This is a genomic window from Superficieibacter electus, from assembly GCF_002915575.1.
Lineage (GTDB): Bacteria > Pseudomonadota > Gammaproteobacteria > Enterobacterales > Enterobacteriaceae > Superficieibacter > Superficieibacter electus.
Genome location: NZ_PQGD01000015.1, coordinates 136,169 through 155,521 on the forward strand (window position 1 = coordinate 136,169; position 19,353 = coordinate 155,521).

Annotated in this window: 16 protein-coding genes; 15 read left to right on the forward strand and 1 reads right to left on the reverse strand. The window is 51.6% G+C overall.

The annotated features are described in order from the left end of the window. Positions 1-42: 42 nt before the first annotated feature. From CHU32_RS18700 to CHU32_RS18740, 9 genes are all read left to right on the forward strand, one after another. Complete coding sequence (locus tag CHU32_RS18700) at positions 43-1,425, forward strand: MFS transporter (protein WP_103676770.1); 1,383 nt, start codon at positions 43-45, stop codon at positions 1,423-1,425. 36 nt (positions 1,426-1,461) lie between these two features. Beyond that, the gene (locus tag CHU32_RS18705; RefSeq protein ID WP_103676769.1) at positions 1,462-2,871 is read left to right on the forward strand and encodes an MFS transporter; all 1,410 of its coding nucleotides are present in this window, start codon (positions 1,462-1,464) and stop codon (positions 2,869-2,871) included. A 60-nt stretch (positions 2,872-2,931) separates the two neighbouring features. Continuing rightward, positions 2,932-3,549: a porin OmpL gene (gene ompL / locus CHU32_RS18710; protein WP_425444900.1), complete on the forward strand. Its 618-nt coding sequence runs from the start codon at positions 2,932-2,934 to the stop codon at positions 3,547-3,549. A 138-nt stretch (positions 3,550-3,687) separates the two neighbouring features. After that, positions 3,688-4,515, forward strand: a complete 828-nt coding sequence (locus CHU32_RS18715) for an STM4015 family protein (protein ID WP_103676768.1) — start codon at positions 3,688-3,690, stop codon at positions 4,513-4,515. A gap of 52 nt (positions 4,516-4,567) precedes the next feature. Next, a complete protein-coding gene (locus CHU32_RS28280) occupies positions 4,568-5,551 on the forward strand; it encodes an STM4014 family protein (protein ID WP_176691670.1) in 984 nt (327 codons plus the stop codon). Continuing rightward, entirely contained in the window at positions 5,544-6,419 is an 876-nt protein-coding gene (locus CHU32_RS18725) for an STM4013/SEN3800 family hydrolase (RefSeq protein WP_103676767.1), read from the forward strand. The genes CHU32_RS28280 and CHU32_RS18725 overlap by 8 nt, the downstream gene beginning before the upstream one ends. Before the next feature lies 1 nt (position 6,420). Next, on the forward strand, positions 6,421-7,662 hold the full coding sequence (locus CHU32_RS18730; protein ID WP_103676880.1) for an STM4012 family radical SAM protein: 1,242 nt from the start codon (positions 6,421-6,423) through the stop codon (positions 7,660-7,662). Further along, positions 7,659-8,528 carry an STM4011 family radical SAM protein gene (locus CHU32_RS18735; protein WP_103676766.1) on the forward strand — a complete coding sequence of 290 codons (870 nt, stop codon included), beginning with the start codon at positions 7,659-7,661 and terminating at the stop codon, positions 8,526-8,528. The genes CHU32_RS18730 and CHU32_RS18735 overlap by 4 nt, the downstream gene beginning before the upstream one ends. Continuing rightward, positions 8,513-9,247, forward strand: a complete 735-nt coding sequence (locus CHU32_RS18740; RefSeq protein ID WP_103676765.1) for an HAD-IIB family hydrolase — start codon at positions 8,513-8,515, stop codon at positions 9,245-9,247. The genes CHU32_RS18735 and CHU32_RS18740 overlap by 16 nt, the downstream gene beginning before the upstream one ends. Before the next feature lie 55 nt (positions 9,248-9,302). On the opposite strand, the gene typA is transcribed toward CHU32_RS18740, so the two are convergent. Next, on the reverse strand, positions 9,303-11,126 hold the full coding sequence (gene typA / locus CHU32_RS18745; RefSeq protein ID WP_103676764.1) for a ribosome-dependent GTPase TypA: 1,824 nt from the start codon (positions 11,124-11,126) through the stop codon (positions 9,303-9,305). Positions 11,127-11,504: 378 nt separating this feature from the next. Between typA and glnA the strand changes: the two genes are divergently transcribed. From glnA to CHU32_RS18770, 6 genes are all read left to right on the forward strand, one after another. Beyond that, positions 11,505-12,914 carry a glutamate--ammonia ligase gene (gene glnA, locus CHU32_RS18750; RefSeq protein WP_103750909.1) on the forward strand — a complete coding sequence of 470 codons (1,410 nt, stop codon included), beginning with the start codon at positions 11,505-11,507 and terminating at the stop codon, positions 12,912-12,914. Positions 12,915-13,050: 136 nt separating this feature from the next. Continuing rightward, a complete protein-coding gene (gene glnL, locus CHU32_RS18755; protein WP_103676762.1) occupies positions 13,051-14,100 on the forward strand; it encodes a nitrogen regulation protein NR(II) in 1,050 nt (349 codons plus the stop codon). Positions 14,101-14,112: 12 nt separating this feature from the next. After that, positions 14,113-15,522, forward strand: coding sequence for a nitrogen regulation protein NR(I) (gene glnG / locus CHU32_RS18760; protein WP_103676761.1), 1,410 nt, complete (start codon positions 14,113-14,115; stop codon positions 15,520-15,522). 112 nt (positions 15,523-15,634) lie between these two features. After that, the gene (locus CHU32_RS28155; protein ID WP_139156240.1) at positions 15,635-15,757 is read left to right on the forward strand and encodes a YshB family small membrane protein; all 123 of its coding nucleotides are present in this window, start codon (positions 15,635-15,637) and stop codon (positions 15,755-15,757) included. Positions 15,758-16,328: 571 nt separating this feature from the next. After that, complete coding sequence (locus CHU32_RS18765; protein WP_176691669.1) at positions 16,329-18,974, forward strand: pyruvate formate lyase family protein; 2,646 nt, start codon at positions 16,329-16,331, stop codon at positions 18,972-18,974. Continuing rightward, positions 18,975-19,232, forward strand: a complete 258-nt coding sequence (locus CHU32_RS18770; RefSeq protein WP_103676759.1) for a hypothetical protein — start codon at positions 18,975-18,977, stop codon at positions 19,230-19,232. The last annotated feature ends 121 nt before the right edge of the window (positions 19,233-19,353 follow it).

The window sequence follows — 19,353 nt, forward strand, 5'->3', positions numbered from 1 at the left end:
GACTCGCCCGCGGGGAAACTCGCGGGCAAATGGAGAACAATGATGAGTCAGACCTCTGTTGATCCGGCAGCACTACGCTTGCCCCTTAAAGAAAAGATCGCTTATGGCATAGGCGATCTGGGTTCCAATATCCTGCTCGATATCGGTACGCTCTATTTATTAAAGTTTTATACCGATGTCCTTGGCCTGCCGGGAACTTATGGTGGGATCATTTTTTTAATCGCTAAATTTTTTACTGCCTTTACCGATATGGGTACCGGAATTGTACTCGACTCACGGCGTAAAATCGGCCCGAAAGGCAAATTTCGCCCGTTTGTACTCTATGGCGCGTTGCCCGTAGCCCTGTTGGCCACCGCTAACTTTATTGGTACGCCCTTTGAGATAACCGGAAAAACGATTATCGCTACGCTGTTATTCATGTTGTACGGGCTGTGCTACAGCCTGATGAATTGCTCTTATGGCGCAATGGTGCCAGCCATCACTAAAAACCCCAATGAACGCGCCTCGCTGGCGGCCTGGCGACAAGGAGGCTCCACGCTTGGCCTGCTTATTGGCACGGTTGCTTTTGTACCAGTGATGAACCTAATTGATGGCAGCCCCCAACTCAAATATGGCTTTGCCGCTGCGCTTTTTTCATTATGCGGCCTGCTGTTTATGTGGCTCTGCTATGCCGGTGTTAAAGAGCGCTATGTCGAGGTTAAACCCGCTAATGCCACACAAAAGCCTGATTTGTTGCAATCGTTCCGCGCGATTGCAGGCAACCGCCCATTATTTATTCTGTGTATTGCGAATCTGTGTACGCTGGCTGCCTTTAACGTAAAACTCGCGATTCAGGTTTATTACACGCAATACGTTCTGAACGACCCCATATTATTGTCATACATGGGTTTCTTCAGCATGGGCTGTATTTTTATCGGCGTGTTTCTTATGCCCGCCGCCGTTCGTCGTTTCGGCAAGAAAAAGGTGTATATCGGTGGTCTGCTCATTTGGGCGGTGGGTGATCTTCTTAACTTTAGCTGCGGTAATAGTTCACTGAGTTTTGTCACCTTCTCCTGTTTAGCATTCTTTGGCTCCGCATTTGTTAACAGCCTGAACTGGGCGATGGTCTCGGACACAGTGGAGTACGGTGAATGGCGTACCGGCGTACGTTCAGAAGGAACGGTTTATACCGGCCTTACCTTCTTTCGCAAAATGTCTCAGGCACTGGCGGGTTTCTTTCCCGGCTGGATGCTGACCCAGATTGGCTACATACCGAATGTGGTGCAATCTTCAGATACCGTCGCCGGATTACGTCAGTTGATCTTCATTTACCCCTGCGCACTTGCCGTTCTGGCCATGATTACGATGGGCTGTTTCTACAACCTCAATGAGAAGATGTATATCCGCATTGTTGAAGAAATAGAAGCCCGCAAACGTACAGCTTAATAAATAACGCCTTGCCGGGCGTTATAGGGAGTCATTATGTCTGAGCATGATCCGTTGACATTAAAATTAAGTCTGCGGGAAAAATTTTCTTACGGTATAGGGGATGTCGGCTCTAATTTAATGCTGAGTATCGGCACGCTATACTTGCTGAAGTTTTATACGGACGAACTGGGCATGCCAGCCTGGTACGGTGGGATGATCTTTCTGGTAGCCAAATTCTTTACTGCCTTCACCGATATGCTTACCGGGGTATTACTGGATTCGCGCCGTAATATTGGCGCGATGGGGAAATTCAGGCCCTTTATTTTGTACGCATCTTTTCCTGTCGCGCTGGTGACTACCCTGCAATTTTTTGCCACCGATTTTAGCCTCACGGTGAAAACCACGCTGGCAACGGTATTGTTTATGTTATTCGGCTTGTGCTACAGCCTGATGAACTGCTCCTACGGCGCAATGGTGCCAGCCATCACCAAAAACTCAAACGAACGCGCCCAGCTTGCCGCATGGCGTCAGGGTGGAGCCACTATCGGCTTATTGCTATGTACCGTTGGCTTTATGCCCATTCAGGCGCTTTTCGTTAACATCCCTTCGCTGGGCTATCTGATTGCAGCCGTCATTTTTTCAGTATGTGGATTGATGTGTATGTGGTGGTGTTTTAGCGGCGTAAAAGAGCGATATATTGAAACCGTGCCCGACACGCATAAACCCAGTATGTTGAAATCATTCTGCGCGATTTTCCATAATCCTCCTCTGCTGGTGCTCTGCGTTGCCAACCTGTGCACGCTGGCCGCCTTTAACATCAAACTGGCAATTCAGGTCTATTACACGCAGTACGTGCTCAACGACATTCATTTGCTGTCATGGATGGGCTTTTTCAGTATGGGATGTATTTTGATTGGTGTGTTACTGGTACCAGCAACGGTAAAACGCTTCGGTAAAAAACAGGTTTACCTTGGCGGCCTGATACTCTGGGCGGCTGGCGATATCCTTAACTTTATCTGGGGTGGAACCTCGTTCCTGTTTGTGATCTTCTCCTGCATGGCTTTTTTTGGCACCGCTTTTGTTAATAGTCTGAACTGGGCGCTGGTCCCGGATACGGTGGATTACGGTGAATGGAAAACGGGAATCCGTGCTGAAGGCTCCGTTTATACCGGCTACACCTTTTCCCGTAAAATCTCGGCGGCGCTGGCAGGCTTTCTGCCTGGTATTATGCTCACACAAATCGGTTATGTACCCAATATCATGCAAAGTGAAACAACGTTGCTTGGCTTACGCCAGCTTATTTTTATTTGGCCATGTGTTCTGGCGATTATTGCTGCTGTTACTATGGGATTATTTTATAAGCTCAATGAAGCACGTTTTTCTTTTATTATAGAGGAAATTAGCAAGCGCAAAAAAGATAATACAACTAATAACCCAGAAGTAATATCCAGCGTAAACATATAACTAACACTACCGCTTCACCTATCCTCTTGGGTGGGCGGTATTCCTACGCTTAAAACATGGATTTATTATGAAAAAATAACTATTACCATAATGTTATCCTCTCTTATATCGACCTCTGTTTTTGCCGGGGCTTACGTGGAAAATCGTGAGGCATATAATCTGGCCTCCGATCAGCAGGAAATTATGCTGCGCGCCGGCTATAACTTCGATATGGGAGCAGGTATCATGCTTACTAATACCTACACACTACAGCGTGAAGATGAATTAAAGCATGGTTACAATGAAATTGAGGGCTGGTATCCGCTCTTTAAACCGACAGACAGGTTAACCATTCAACCAGGCGGGTTGATTACCGACAAGAGCATTAGCTCCAGCGGCGCTGCCTATCTGGAAGTCAACTACAAGTTTACGCCGTGGTTTAATCTTACTGTGCGCAACCGCTATAATCATAATAACTATAGCTCAGTTGACTTAAACGGCGATCGAGATAATAACGACACCTATGAAATAGGTAATTACTGGAATTTCATTATTACAGATAAATTTTCCTATACCTTTCGTTATCGCCTTGATAAGCACTGGCTACCTTACTTTGAGCTGCGCTGGTTAGATCGCAATGTGGAACCGTATCATCGAGAGCAGAACCAAATCCGTATAGGCGCGAAATATTTTTTCTGATGTAAACCTGACCGGACATAAAAACAATAACGTTCAGTGTCCGGTATCATAAACACTATCCCGATACTCAATCCCTAAGCACCATGATAATATCACGATGATATTTCATCTGTCCGCTATTATAGAGAAGGGAAACTAATGGAAAAGCGATTTAATATTGATTGGGATGATGGGTTAGACAAGTTAACTGATCTAATTTTAAACGATGAATCACTTCCTGAGATTCACTCGTTGATCATTGGCAACTGGGGAGACCCTTTCGAGAGTGAGTCCTCCCAGTATATTATTGATATGCTTGTTGAGCACGCTTCCCGTTTTTCTCATCTCGAATCGCTGTTTATTGGTGATATGGAGAGCGAAGATTGCGAGATCTCCTGGATTCAGCAAGGTGATTATTCCAGGCTCTACGCCGCCCTGCCTGGCCTGAAAACACTGATTATTAAAGGTGCACAAGATCTGCAATTGGGTGACATTCATCATGAAAAGCTGGAACATCTGGAGATCATCTCTGGCGGCCTGCATTCAAACGTACTGTCCGAGCTAAAAAATGCGCGCCTCCCTGCATTGAAAACGCTAAAACTCTATCTGGGTATAGAAGACTATGGCTTTGATGGCTCACTGGATGACGTCATGGCGCTGGCGTCGAAAGACCTTTTCCCTGCCCTGACGCATCTGGGGTTGATGAACAGCGGAGAACAGGATGAGATTGCCCGCCGTGTTCTACAGAGCGATATCCTGCCACAGCTTAAGGTACTGGAACTGTCATGCGGTACGTTAACGGACAAAGGAGGCGAAGCACTGCTGGAGCATAAAGAGCGCCTTCAGCATCTGGAAAAACTCGACCTGCATTATCACTACCTGACGCCGGAAATGCAGAAGAAGCTGCTGGCAGCGCTGTCAATAGACATTGATATGTCTGACGCATGTCATGGAGACCGGTATATTCATGCAATGATTACCGAATAAAAATAAGGGGAATGCCTGCATTCCCTGTATTCATTAATAAAGGGATTTATTTATGATTACGCTCATTGGTTCACCGCAAAGTAAGCGCACGTATTATTTTATGCAGGCGGCCAGAGCGCTTAAAACCCCTGTTACCGTGCTGACATATTCGCAGGCGCTGACGGCGACGCTGACCGGCGCGGTAAAAATCGATCCGCCGGTGCATAGCGAAACCGATATTTGTCAGATAAACGCGCTAAGTCAGGAATATATTCGCTTTTTGCAGGCGATGGCGGCGCGTAAAAACGTTAATTATGTGAATCATCCGGCGGGCTTAATCTCACTGCTGGATAAAAAAATCTGTAAAAAACGCTTAATTGAACACGGTATTCCCACGCCGCCGCTGGTCGCAGAAAACGTCGGCAGCGTGGAGCAACTGCTCGCCATTATGCAGGCCAGCAAAATAACCCGCATGTTTATCAAACCAACGCTGGGTTCCGGCGCGGCGGGCGTCATTGCCTGGCGGCGGCATCCCGACGGCATCCGCCAGGTGCTTTATTGCGCGATCGCCATCGACGGATCACGGCTGTTCAATAGCAATAAAATTCATTCTTATCAGGATGATGTACAAATTCGCCGCATTATTAGCGCCGTGCTGCAACAGGAGAATATCGTCGAATGCTGGCTGCCGAAAGCCAGCGTGAACGGCAAAAGCTACGATCTGCGCGTGGTCTGTATGGACGGCAAAATACTCTGGCGGGTGGTCAGAACGTCATCGCAGCCGATCACCAACCTGCATCTGCAAAACCAGGCCAGTGAGTTCGCCAGCCTGGGATTATCCGCCGCAAAGGTCGCGGAGATCGACGCCCTTTGCCTGAACGCCATACAGCTTTTTCCCGATATTCGTCTTGCCGGTATCGATGTTTTACTCACCCGCAACCTGACGCCGTATATTATTGAAATTAACGGTCAGGGCGATCTGATTTACCAGGATGCGCAGAACGAGAATCATATTTATCGGGCGCAAATTCAGGCGATAAGGAGCCAGTATGTATAATTCAATGGATGAAGTCCCCGCCGCATTACGCACCAGCGCCGCTCAAAGCAACGGCGGGTTTAATATGAATACGCTGATTAGCAATAACACCAATATTCTGTTTATTGTGCTGGACTCTTTACGCTACGACATTGCGATTCAGGCGCAATCGGCGGGCCATACGCCGCATATTAACCGCTACGGACAATGGGTGAAGTGCGAAGCTGCCGGTAACTTTACCTGGCCGTCGCACCATTCGATGTTTTCCGGTTTTATGCCGAAACCGCTGGAAGGCGCAGCCGCTCATAATATGCTGTTTTTCCCGAAAGATATCGGGCTGGGCAGAAAGGGGCCGGAGAACGCGTTTGCTTTTTCCGAGGCGACCTGGATAGAAGGGCTGGAAAAGCAGGGCTATCACACGCTGTGTATTGGCGGAGTCTCGTTCTTTAATAAGCGCTCCGGGATGGGAAAAGTGTTTCCGGCGCTGTTTAAAGAGAGTTACTGGAACCCGCGCTTCGCCTGCACGGTAAAAGAAAGTCTGGATAACCAGATCCACTTTATTGAAAAGATTGTGCCGGCGCGCGCCAGCGAGCAACCGGTAATGATGTATATCAATGTCGATACCCTCCACTATCCCAACCATTTTTACGTCGAGGGCGCGAAACCTGGCGATACGTTGGAAACTCATGCCGCGGCGCTGCGCTATATTGACGCGCGCATTGACGAGTTGCTGAATATTTTCCGCGCGACCGGGCGCGATACGCTGGTGCTCCTCTGCTCCGATCACGGCACCTGTTACGGCGAAGACGGTAAGTATTTCCACAGCTTCAACCATCCCATCGTCAATACCGTTCCCTGGATGCACTTTTTGTTAACGCATGATGAATGATATGAATAATAACGATATTTACCGCCAGTATATGTACAGCTATCCGCATAAGAAGGCGTATCGGGCGCTGACGGGGATAAATTTTCATGAGGTTAAATCGCGCCTTTATGAACAGGAGACGCATCTTTATGTTCATATGCCGTTTTGCCAGAGCCGCTGCGGGTTTTGCAACCTGTTTACCTGCACCGGGGCGGAAAGCGGGTTTATCGATCGGTACATCGCCGCGATTGTCACCCAGTGCCAGCAGATGGATTTAGCCCCGGTTGACTGGGCCAGTTTTACCGTGGGTGGCGGTACGCCGCTGCTGCTGAATGTCGGGCAACTGCACACCCTGTTCACCTCGGTTTTTGCCACCCTGAATATTGACCGGGACATTTATAAAACCATCGAAACCTCCCCGTCGGACACCACGCCGGAAAAAATCGCGCTGTTAAACGATTTCGCCGTGAACCGCGTGAGCATCGGCGTGCAGAGCTTTAACGATGATGAACTAAAAACGCTCCATCGCCGCCACAGCGCCGCCAGCGCGCGTCAGGCGCTGGAATGGCTGAAGGACGGGGATTTCCCATCGCTTAATATTGATATTATTTATGGCATTCCAGGGCAGACGCATGAAAGCCTGACGGCATCGCTCAATCAGGCGCTCTGCTATCAGCCGGAAGAGATCTTCCTCTACCCGCTTTACAATATGCCGCGCCAGCAGAATATGCACAGCAGTTATGTGGTAGCCCGCGATCGGCTGCGCAATGCGGGCTACACGCAGACCTCTATGCGCCGCTTTGTTCTGGCTCCGGCACCGTCAGCGGCGGCGAAAAGCTGCGGCTTTGAAAACTCACTGGCGCTCGGCGCGGGCGGCAGAAGCTACCTCAGCAACCTGCATTATTGTACGCCCTGGTCGGCGAACCAGCAGGCATCGCAAAAAATCATTCAGGACTTTATCGATTGCGAAGATAAAACAACCATCAAACATGGTTATGTCCTTTCTGACGATGAAATGAAGCGCCGGTTTATTATTAAAAACCTGTTTTTTTGGCAAGGGCTTTCATTAACGGATTATCGTCAGCATTTTGGCAGTGAGGCACTGAAAGATTTTCCCGATCTGCAAACATTTATCCAGCAGCAATGCTGTTATCAATACCATGATCGCCTGCGATTAACAGAATCAGGTATGGCATTGTCCGATCGCCTCGGCCCGATGTTTATTTCTTCCGAAGTGATGCTACGGGAGAACCGGAAGCGATGACTTTTCGCGACATTCATACATTATTTTATCGCGGGTATCTTAAATCCTGTAATTATCATTGCAGCTACTGTCCGTTTCATAAACACGTCCACAATGATAAAAAACGCGATGAAGCAGCGCTATGGCGTATGGTTAAACATTTGCCTCTTTTAGGTACGCCATTGAATGTGATGATTACACCTTATGGTGAAGCATTGCGGTTGCGTTATTATATGGATGCGCTGGCGGAGATTAGCCGCTATCCACATGTTGAAGCGGTGGGGATACAAACGAATGCCGCATTTTCGTTAGCCACGCTGTTAGACGCGTTTCACACAGGCGGCGGTGATATTAGCAAACTGCGTCTGTGGTGCTCTTTTCATCCCTCACAAATCAACGCAGCGCGTTTTCTGACACAATGTCAGGCACTCTCCGCCGCCGGAATAACCTTCTGCGTGGGAGCGGTTGCCAACCTGAAAGATATTGAGACGTTTCGCTGGTTACGCCAGCAACTGCCGGGCGATATTTATCTTTGGTTCAATGCCAATGAGTGTACTAACACCAGGAATACTGCTGAGGCGAACGCAATATTCAGCACACTGGACCCATTGTATAGCATCGAAACGCAGACATGGCCTGCTCAACTCACTGCCTGCTCTGCGGGCAGAAAGAGTGTTTTTATGAATGCTGAAGGCGACCTTTTTGCCTGCCATCTGAGCAAAATTAAAATAGGTAATATGTATCAGCAACAACGTCATGCTCCCGCCTGCCAGGCTAAACAATGCCATTGCTTTCTGGCTTATCAACACCGTCACGATATTACATTACTGGATCAGTTAGAGACTTCACGTTGTTATCGGATAAGACGCTCATGTCCTGGCGTTTAATTGCTTTTGACCTTGATGGGACGCTGCTGAACCGTAATAAGCATATTCTGCCAGCATCGCAAGCGGTGCTTCGCCAGCTACAGGCAATGAGCTATAAGATCATCCTTGTTACCGGACGTTCGCATATACAAGCGTTTGATTATTATCAGATGCTGGCGCTGACTGAGCCGATGATTTGTTGTAACGGCAGCTATATTTATCAACCGGCCCACCAGCATTATCTTTATACCCTGCCGATTATGCATTCACAGGCGGAAAGCATAATCACCAAAATCCACCCACTTAAACCGACTATTCTTGCCGACGATCGGGTGATGACAGGAGGCGATGCGCTGAATGTCAGGGAAAATATCTGGCAAATCAGTATTGTTCATCGGCAACTTGAGCAGCTTCATCATATTGCTGATTATGTACAACACGAGTTGAACCTGACCTGCACATGGTCGTGGCGTTATCAGCTCGACATTATTCAGGCTAACTGTAGTAAAGGGCAAAGCCTCGCCCGATATGCACAGCAACAACATATCGCGATGCGTGACGTGATTGCGTTTGGCGATAATGACAATGACGCGGAAATGCTCCATCTTGCCGGATTAGGCATTGCCATGGGGAATGCCAGCACACGGGCAAAAGCGTGTGCGGATATGGTGACAGGCGATAACAATACACCTGCGATTGCGGATTTTTTGACGAATTTACTTGCCCTGGAGGCGTATTAAAAAACCCCGGAGAGCTTCCACTCTGTCGGGGTTTTATATTTTCAATAAGCGTTAATTACGCTTCTTTCGGACCACGGTTCGCACGTTTACGATCGTTTTCCGTCAGGTGACGTTTACGAATACGTACGGAAACCGGCGTAACTTCGACCAGTTCGTCGTCATCGATGAACTCCAGAGCCTGCTCCAGGGTCATTTTCTGCGCCGGAACCAGCGTGGTGGCTTCGTCAGTACCGGAAGCACGCATGTTGGTCAGTTTTTTACCGGTCAGGCAGTTTACCGTCAGGTCGTTAGAACGGCTGTGAATACCGATGATCTGGCCTTCATACACTTCCGCACCGTGACCCAGGAACAGCTTGCCGCGGTCCTGCAGACCGAACAGCGCAAACGCAACCGCTTTACCCTGACCGTTGGAGATCAGTACGCCGTTCTGACGCTGGCCCACATCACCCGCACGAACGTCGTCGTAGTGGCTGAAAGTGGAGTACAGCAGACCGGTACCGGAGGTCATGGTCATGAATTCTGAACGGAAACCGATCAGACCACGGCTTGGGATCACGTAGTCGAGACGTACGCGGCCTTTACCGTCTGGATTCATGTTTTTCAGGTCGCCTTTGCGCTCGCCCAGGGCCTGCATGACAGAACCCTGATGCTGCTCTTCGACGTCCAGCGTCACGTTTTCGAACGGCTCTTGTTTACGGCCATCGATTTCACGGAAGATAACTTTCGGACGGGAAACCGCCATCTCGAAACCTTCACGACGCATGTTTTCGATAAGAACAGACAGATGCAGTTCACCACGGCCAGAAACGCGGAAGGCATCAGCATCTTCGGTTTCTTCAACACGCAGCGCCACGTTGTGCACCAGCTCTTTGTTCAGGCGGTCAAGGATCTGACGAGAGGTAACGTACTTACCTTCTTTGCCGCAGAACGGAGAGGTGTTAACGCAGAAGAACATGGTCACGGTCGGCTCATCGACAGACAGCGCTGGCAGTGCTTCGACATTCTGCGGATCGCAGATGGTGTCGGAGATGTTCAACTCACCCAGACCGGTGATGGCGATGATATCGCCCGCTTCAGCCACGTCGCTTTCGATACGTTCCAGACCCAGGTGGGTCAGTACTTTACCGACTTTACCGTTACGGGTTTTGCCTTCGCTATCAATGATAGTGATCTGCTGGTTAGGCTTCACTTTACCGCGCTTGATACGACCGATGCCGATAACGCCAACGTAGTTGTTGTAATCAAGCTGGGAGATCTGCATCTGCAACGGACCATCAAGGTCAACGTTCGGTGCCGGTACACGATCGACGATAGTCTGATACAGCGGCGTCATGTCTTCCGCCATATCTTCGTGATCCAGACCTGCAATACCGTTCAGCGCAGAAGCGTAAACGATAGGGAAATCCAGCTGCTCGTCGGTCGCGTCGAGGTTAACGAACAGGTCAAATACCTGGTCAACAACCCAGTCAGGACGCGCGCCCGGACGGTCAACTTTGTTGATAACAACAATAGGCTTCAGGCCATGCGCAAAGGCTTTTTTGGTCACGAAGCGCGTCTGCGGCATCGGACCATCCATTGCATCAACGACCAGCAGCACGGAGTCTACCATGGACATGACGCGCTCAACTTCACCACCGAAGTCGGCGTGCCCCGGGGTATCAACGATGTTGATACGGTAGTCGTTCCATTTGATAGCGGTGTTTTTCGCGAGGATGGTAATCCCACGCTCTTTCTCCAAATCGTTGGAGTCCATCACACGCTCTTGAGTTTCGGCACGCTCACCGAAAGTACCAGATTGTTGGAGCAGCTTGTCAACCAGGGTAGTTTTACCATGGTCAACGTGAGCAATGATGGCGATGTTACGCAAATTTTCGATCACAACTTTGCCTCAGGCATTAGAAATAGCGCGTTATTGTACACGGATTAATCGCACTACAAAACAGGATCACAAAGATCCTCCGCAAACAAGTGTTGCAGAGTTCGTTTGTGATCGCTTTCACGAAGCGAATCAGGCTGCCATAACGCAAATTGCACCAATATGGTGCCTTATGTTCACATAGGTGCACTATACTGGTGCAACGCAACGCTTATGGTGCAGCCCTTTTGCACTATGGTGCGCATGATAGCGCCTTTTGGGGGGCATTTGAAAGTTGGCACAGATTTCGCTTTATCTTTTTTAACACGATAACGCCAGTCAGGCCGTTTTGAATACCTCGTTACCACGACGACAATGACCGAATCCGGGGAGAGTTAAAGTATGTCCGCTGAACACGTTTTGACGATGCTGAATGAACATGAAGTGAAGTTTGTCGATCTGCGCTTCACCGATACCAAAGGTAAAGAACAGCACGTCACGATTCCTGCGCATCAGGTAAATGCCGAATTCTTTGAAGAAGGCAAAATGTTTGATGGCTCCTCGATTGGTGGCTGGAAAGGCATTAACGAATCAGACATGGTGCTGATGCCGGATTCCTCTACCGCGCTCATTGACCCGTTCTACGAAGAGTCCACCCTGATTATTCGTTGTGATATCCTGGAGCCGGGCACGCTGCAGGGCTATGACCGCGATCCGCGTTCTATTGCTAAACGCGCTGAAGAATACCTGCGCTCTACTGGCATCGCAGACACCGTGCTGTTCGGGCCAGAACCAGAATTTTTCCTGTTTGACGACATCCGTTTCGGCGCGTCTATCTCCGGCTCTCACGTTGCTATTGACGATATCGAAGGTGCCTGGAACTCCACCACCAAATACGAAGGTGGTAACAAAGGCCACCGCCCGGGCGTGAAAGGCGGCTATTTCCCGGTTCCGCCGGTTGATTCCTCACAGGACATCCGCTCTACCATGTGTTTGATCATGGAAGAGCTGGGCCTGGTTGTTGAAGCGCATCACCATGAAGTCGCGACTGCCGGCCAGAACGAAATCGCCACCCGCTTTAACACCATGACCAAGAAAGCGGACGAAATTCAGATTTACAAATATGTCGTGCATAACGTGGCGCACCGCTTCGGTAAGACCGCGACCTTTATGCCAAAACCAATGTTCGGCGATAACGGTTCCGGCATGCACTGCCATATGTCACTGTCCAAAAACGGTACCAACCTGTTCTCTGGCGACAAATACGCCGGTCTGTCTGAGCAGGCGCTGTTCTACATTGGCGGTGTGATTAAACACGCGAAAGCCATCAACGCCCTGTCTAACCCGACCACTAACTCCTACAAGCGTCTGGTCCCGGGCTATGAAGCACCGGTTATGCTGGCCTACTCTGCCCGTAACCGTTCTGCCTCTATCCGTATTCCGGTAGTTGCCTCGCCGAAAGCGCGTCGTATTGAAGTGCGCTTCCCGGACCCGGCCGCTAACCCGTACCTGTGCTTTGCTGCGCTGCTGATGGCTGGCCTTGACGGTATCAAGAACAAGATCCACCCGGGCGAAGCGATGGACAAAAACCTGTATGACCTGCCGCCGGAAGAAGCGAAAGAGATCCCACAGGTTGCAGGCTCTCTGGAAGAAGCGCTGAACGAGCTGGATCTGGACCGCGAGTTCCTGACCGCTGGTGGCGTTTTCACTGATGAAGCGATCGATGCTTACATCGCGCTGCGCCGTGAAGAAAACGACCGCGTACGCATGACACCGCACCCGGTAGAATTTGAGCTGTACTACAGCGTGTAATTTGACGCTTATTTGTTAGTTGCCGTGGAAACGTTTAGCCCATCTCCAGATGGGCTTTTTTCTCCACCAAAAACGCCCGTTTTATCCACTTATGCTTATACTGCACTCATTTGGTGCACACTAAGGAGACTGCTAAATGGCAACTGGCGTGCTGCCCGATGCTGGGCAGATCCTCAACTCATTAATTAACAGTATTCTGCTGGTCGATGACGACCTGGCGGTCCATTACGCCAATCCGGCGGCGCAACAGCTACTGGCACAAAGCTCGCGTAAATTATTTGGTACGCCATTGCCGGAACTACTGAGTTATTTTTCCCTTAATGTCGGGTTGATGCAGGAAAGTCTGCGCGCCGGGCAGGGTTTTACCGATAACGAAGTCACGCTGGTTATTGACGGACGCTCGCATATTCTTTCTCTGACGGCGCAGCGCTTGCCGGATGGCATGATCTTGCTGGAGATGGCCCCGATGGATAATCAGCGCCGTCTGAGCCAGGAGCAGCTACAGCATGCGCAGCAAGTCGCCGCCCGCGATCTGGTGCGAGGCCTGGCGCATGAGATTAAAAACCCGCTAGGCGGCCTGCGTGGCGCGGCACAATTGCTGAGTAAAGCGCTGCCCGATCCGTCGCTTACCGAGTACACCAACGTCATTATTGAGCAGGCTGACCGTCTGCGTAATCTGGTTGACCGTCTGCTGGGGCCGCAGCAGCCCGGTCTGCACGTGACAGAAAGCATCCATAAAGTGGCTGAACGCGTGGTAAAGCTGGTGTCGATGGAACTGCCGGAGAACGTCAAACTGGTGCGGGATTACGATCCCAGCCTGCCGGAGTTACCGCATGACCCTGATCAGATTGAGCAGGTATTGTTAAACGTGGTTCGCAATGCGTTGCAGGCGCTGGGTCCGGAAGGCGGAGAAATTACGTTACGCACCCGCACGGCCTTTCAGTTGACGCTGCATGGCGTGCGCTACCGCCTGGCCGCGCGTATTGATGTTGAAGATAACGGCCCCGGCATTCCCTCGCATCTTCAGGATACGCTGTTTTATCCGATGGTCAGCGGCCGTGAAGGCGGAACGGGTCTGGGCTTATCTATTGCCCGCAGTTTGATAGATCAACATAGCGGAAAAATTGAATTTACCAGTTGGCCGGGTCATACCGAGTTTTCGGTGTACCTGCCCATTAAAAAATAGAGGCGTGAGTTTATGCAACGAGGGATAGTCTGGGTAGTCGATGACGATAGCTCCATCCGTTGGGTGCTTGAACGCGCGCTGACCGGTGCCGGGTTAACCTGCATTACTTATGAAAGCGGTAGCGACGTCCTGGACGCACTGGCCAGCAAAACGCCGGACGTTCTGCTTTCCGATATCCGGATGCCGGGAATGGACGGTCTGGCGCTGTTAAAACAAATTAAACAGCGTCACCCGATGCTTCCGGTCATCATAATGACGGCCCACTCAGATCTGGACGCCGCCGTCAGTGCCTATCAGCAGGGTGCGTTTGATTATCTGCCTAAACCCTTTGATATTGACGAAGCGGTGGCGCTGGTCGAGCGGGCAATCAGCCATTATCAGGAACAGCAGCAGCCGCGCAACGTGCAGGTGAACGGCCCGACGACCGATATCATTGGCGAAGCGCCAGCAATGCAGGATGTGTTTCGCATTATTGGCCGCCTCTCCCGGTCATCAATAAGCGTGCTGATTAACGGCGAGTCCGGAACCGGAAAAGAGCTGGTGGCGCACGCCCTGCACCGCCATAGCCCGAGGGCAAAAGCACCGTTTATCGCTCTGAATATGGCGGCAATTCCCAAAGATTTGATCGAGTCCGAACTGTTCGGCCATGAAAAAGGCGCGTTTACTGGTGCCAATACCGTCCGGCAGGGGCGTTTTGAGCAGGCCGATGGTGGGACGCTGTTTCTGGATGAAATTGGCGATATGCCGCTGGATGTTCAGACCCGGTTGTTACGCGTGCTGGCGGACGGTCAGTTTTATCGGGTGGGCGGCTACGCGCCGGTACAGGTGGACGTGCGGATCATTGCAGCCACGCATCAGAATCTTGAGCTACGCGTGCAGGAAGGAAAGTTTCGTGAAGACCTGTTTCACCGTCTGAATGTGATCCGCGTACATTTGCCGCCGTTACGCGAACGTCGGGAAGATATCCCGCGTCTGGCGCGCCATTTCCTGCAGGTTGCCGCGCGCGAGCTGGGCGTGGAGACCAAGCAGCTTCATCCGGAAACGGAAGCGGCGCTCACGCGGCTGGCCTGGCAGGGTAACGTGCGCCAGCTGGAAAATACCTGCCGCTGGCTGACGGTAATGGCGGCGGGCCAGGAAGTGCTGATTCAGGATCTGCCGGGCGAACTGTTTGAGACCAGCGTTCCGGACAGCCCTTCGCAGACGCACCCGGATAGCTGGGCAACGCTGCTGGCGCAATGGGCCGACCGCGCCCTGCGTTCCGGCCATCAGGATCTGCTCTCCGAAGCGCAGCCTGAGCTGGAACGCACGCTGTTAACCACCGCGCTACGTCATACTCAGGGACATAAACAGGAAGCGGCCCGACTGTTGGGATGGGGGCGAAATACCCTGACGCGTAAGCTGAAAGAGCTGGGCATGGAATAGCAGATTAGCGTTATGTAAAAAAGGGCGCGCCCAGCGCAAATTGCTGCATTTTTGTACTTTACTGTGTCGATGAGTTGAGTATGATCTGACCCGGTAACACGGGAGAGCCATCATGCTGGAATCATTAATTCATATTGTGTCGGGCAGCGTCGAAGCGGGCGCAGCGGCAAGCCATTCGCCACAAACGGCGATTGCGGCGGTGCTGTGCGCGGCGCTGGTGAATTTCTTAAGCTAACTTGCTGACGCTTTCCTCCTTTAATGGGGGAAGCGTCAGGCTATTCAAAAATGTGGCACCGTGGATGTTGTGCCTGGCGGCGCTGCGCTTGCACAGGCCTACAAGTGTTTCACCCTTTCCTCCTTCATCACCGTAACGCCGTGGACGTTGTGCCTGCCGGTGCTGCGCTTGCACAGGCCTGCAGGTGTTTCACCCTTTCCTCATTCATCACCGTAACGCCGTGGACGTTGTGCCTGCCGGTGCTGCGCTTGCACAGGCCTGCAGGTGTTCCGCCCTTTCCTCATTCATCACCGTAACGCCGTGGACGTTGTGCCTGGCGGCGCTGCGCTTGCACAGGCCTGCAGGTGTTCCACCCTTTCCTCCTTCTGCCAGTTTCTTTCCTGCCAGTCAGCAATAATGCAAATCATTCTTACTTATATTGCCGGTTACAAAACTTTTTGCGTCGGGTCAATCAATCCTGATAATTACTGAACTGATCGTTTACTAATTACTTTACGCGCGATAACGTTGCCTCCACGAGCCACGCTTCCCGATGGAAAGTGCTCAGCCCGATAACAAGGAGTGCAAGGCCATGTTGGATTCAGAACAGCGTAATCAGGGATCTCTCCCCCTCAGTTTTCAGTACGGAAAAGCACCCGAAGAGGTGATGGACCGGGAAATCAAAGTCAGCGGCTCTGCGCGTGCGCAGAAATTGCTGGATGACTACTACGAAGCGAAGGTATCGCTGGATACCGAGTTTACGTACTGGTACACCCAAAAATGGATCGAAGCCGAAGGCCATCATCCGATGCTGCGCCGCTCAATGGCGCTGAAATGCGGCTTCGAACACCTGACGCCGATGATCACCCGCGGCGAGCTGCTGGCAATGCAGAAAACCCGCTACGTACGTGGCGCGTACATCATGCCGTGGACCTCCAACCGCTTTCCGCTCAACAGCGCAGAGCAGATGGAAACCGAGTCCGCAAAAGCCGCCACCAAAAGTCTTGAAGATGTGACCATTGTGGCCGAAGGCGGTGGCAACGTCACTGAAAGCGTCGGCAACGTGTTATCGATCTCTAAACGCTTTGGCGTGCGCCGCGAAGAGTATCCGGTTATCGTCGAGCTGTGCCGCTACTGGAAAAACAAATCCGTCGAGGACTCATCGTTTATGTGGGCGGCCATGCACCCGCGTTTCGAACAGTTCCTGAATATGAAAAAAGCGGTGCTGATGTGTTCCGACCTGGAAACCTCCGTGCGTCATGGCCGTAACGTGGTTAACTTCCAGTATCCGCTGCAAATCGGCTTTAGAGGGATGCTGGAAAAGTGCCGCCGCAAAATCGCCGAAAACACCGGCGGCTCGCCGGACAGCCTTGCCTTCTGGCGGGGGACGATTCTGGTGATTGAGGGCGTGCAGGCGTGGATCGCCAGTTACGCTAAAGAAGCGCTGCGCATGGCGGCGATTGAGCAGGATGCGGTTATTCGTCAGGAACTGACCGACATGGCCGACCGTCTGGCGTGGATTGTGGAAAATCCGCCGCGCACCTTCCTGGAGGCCAGCCAGTTGATGTGGACCTGCCATATCGCCGTACTGAACGAAATTCAGGGCTCCGGGATCTCTCCAGGGCGCATCGGCCAGGTGCTCTACCCGTTCTGGGAAAAAGACATTAAAGAGGGTCGCATCACCCGGGAAGAGACGCTGGAAATCCTCGAATGTATGCGCGTCAAATTCACCGGTATCGATCTGGCAATGGCGGTCGGCACTATCGGCCTGTTGGCGGGCAGCACTTTCAATAACGTCGGCATCGGCGGCCTGAAAGCCAACGGCGCGTCTGCGGAGAACGAACTGGAAGAGTTGATTATGGAAGCGGCGATGCGCTGCTCCACGCCGCAGCCGACGCTCTCTATGCTCTACGATAGCAAGCTTAGCGATAAGTTTGTGCTGAAAGCCGTCGAGTGTAATAAAACAGGCTCCGGCTTCCCGGCCTGGGTCAACAACCGCGTGGCGATTGAATACTTAATGAAAACCTTCGGCGAAGAAAAAATCTCCCTGGAGGACGCGCGCGCCTGGACCATCGGCGGCTGCCTGGAAATCCAGCCCGGTGCGCTGGTCAATGGCGAAATCGGCGCAGGCTCTTACAGCTCCACCGGCGTTGGCTTTATCAATATGCCGAAAATCCTCGAGCTGGTGCTGTGGGACGGCGTCGATCCGCGCACTAACACCCGCGTATTTGAATCTCACGGCCTGCCGCTGGACAACTTTGAACAGGTGATGAGCCAGTTTAAATACTACTTCCGTGAAGTGGTGGTGCTATTTGAAGAGATGTTCAACATCAAGTCAGCCTCAACCTTTGATGTCGATAACCCGATTTTCTACTCCGCGCTGATGGCCGATTGCATCGATTCCGGTCTGGATATCGACCGTGGTGGCAGCCGCTATAACCGCTGCTTCACCACCTGGATCTCCGGTCAGGTTAACCTGACCAACTCGCTGGCGTCGATGAAGAAGAATATTTTCGACGAGCAGAAATTTACGCTCGACGAGCTGAAAGCGGCGCTGGAGAACAACTTCGGCTACCAGAGCGTGGCGGAAACTGGCAACTACTCCATGTTTGACCAGAAACGCGTGAACAATAAGTGGGCGCGCCTGCATTCCCTGTGTATGAGCGCACCGAAGTTCGGCAACGACGAGCCGTATGTCGATGATATTTACCGCGATGTGGTGGAGTATTTCCGCGATATCGTGCCGGAAGTGAAGGATGTCTTCGGTCGTCCGTGGGTGCCGTGCATGCTGTCCGTTACCACTCACGGTCCGCTGGGTCAGGCCTGCGTTGCCTCGCCGGACGGACGTCTGACCGGTTTAACATTGGCGGATGGCGCACAGTCGCCGTATCCGGGCACCGACGTGAGCGGCCCGTATGCGGTGTTTAACTCGGCGACCTGTATCGATCACTCCGACTTTATGAACACCCAACTGAACACCAAAATCCACCCGTCGGCGATCAAAGGTGTTCAGGGGTCGAAGAAGCTTCAGGAGCTGATCCGCGCCTATATGGACAAGGGTGGCTATCACATCCAGTTCAATATCGTCGATTCGCGGATGCTGAAAGACGCACAGGAAAATCCGGGCAACTATCGCGACCTGATGGTGCGTGTGGCTGGGTTTACACAATATTGGGTTGAATTGTCGAAACCGATTCAGGATGAAATTATTTCCCGCACCGAGTATGAGGAAATTTAAATGAGCATGGAATATACCTGCAACGACTGCCAGAAATGCGCGCCGTTTGATGTGTTTAAAGGCACCTGTGAACAGTCACAGCAGCGGGTTTTGCTGGATTCGCCGATTAATGGCTGCGCGGCGTTTGTGCGCAAAAACCAGTGTAAATTCTGCCAGCGTTACTGCGTGAAAGCCGGGACAGAGTTTGTTGGTCAGTGTCATGACAAGATGGTGTATCCCACCATGAGCGCCTGCGAGACGTTCCAGCCGCTGATCTAGCCTCATGGGGGACCCGCCACCGGCCCCCCAAGCCCCGGAAGAAAAACGCCAGAAAAACCAAGAAAAAGTATGGGGGAGTTTTTTATTACAAGCGGGTTTCGTGAGCCTCGGGGCGGGGGGC

Coding starts and splice junctions, on each gene's coding strand:
- CHU32_RS28280 (WP_176691670.1), top strand. CDS start 4,568: ATGATTACGCTCATTGGTTCACCGCAAAGTAAGCGCACGTATTATTTT.
- CHU32_RS18770 (WP_103676759.1), top strand. CDS start 18,975: ATGAGCATGGAATATACCTGCAACGACTGCCAGAAATGCGCGCCGTTT.
- glnA (WP_103750909.1), top strand. CDS start 11,505: ATGTCCGCTGAACACGTTTTGACGATGCTGAATGAACATGAAGTGAAG.
- glnL (WP_103676762.1), top strand. CDS start 13,051: ATGGCAACTGGCGTGCTGCCCGATGCTGGGCAGATCCTCAACTCATTA.
- CHU32_RS28155 (WP_139156240.1), top strand. CDS start 15,635: ATGCTGGAATCATTAATTCATATTGTGTCGGGCAGCGTCGAAGCGGGC.
- CHU32_RS18730 (WP_103676880.1), top strand. CDS start 6,421: ATGAATAATAACGATATTTACCGCCAGTATATGTACAGCTATCCGCAT.
- CHU32_RS18740 (WP_103676765.1), top strand. CDS start 8,513: ATGTCCTGGCGTTTAATTGCTTTTGACCTTGATGGGACGCTGCTGAAC.
- glnG (WP_103676761.1), top strand. CDS start 14,113: ATGCAACGAGGGATAGTCTGGGTAGTCGATGACGATAGCTCCATCCGT.
- CHU32_RS18725 (WP_103676767.1), top strand. CDS start 5,544: ATGTATAATTCAATGGATGAAGTCCCCGCCGCATTACGCACCAGCGCC.
- CHU32_RS18765 (WP_176691669.1), top strand. CDS start 16,329: ATGTTGGATTCAGAACAGCGTAATCAGGGATCTCTCCCCCTCAGTTTT.
- CHU32_RS18715 (WP_103676768.1), top strand. CDS start 3,688: ATGGAAAAGCGATTTAATATTGATTGGGATGATGGGTTAGACAAGTTA.
- CHU32_RS18705 (WP_103676769.1), top strand. CDS start 1,462: ATGTCTGAGCATGATCCGTTGACATTAAAATTAAGTCTGCGGGAAAAA.
- CHU32_RS18735 (WP_103676766.1), top strand. CDS start 7,659: ATGACTTTTCGCGACATTCATACATTATTTTATCGCGGGTATCTTAAA.
- CHU32_RS18700 (WP_103676770.1), top strand. CDS start 43: ATGAGTCAGACCTCTGTTGATCCGGCAGCACTACGCTTGCCCCTTAAA.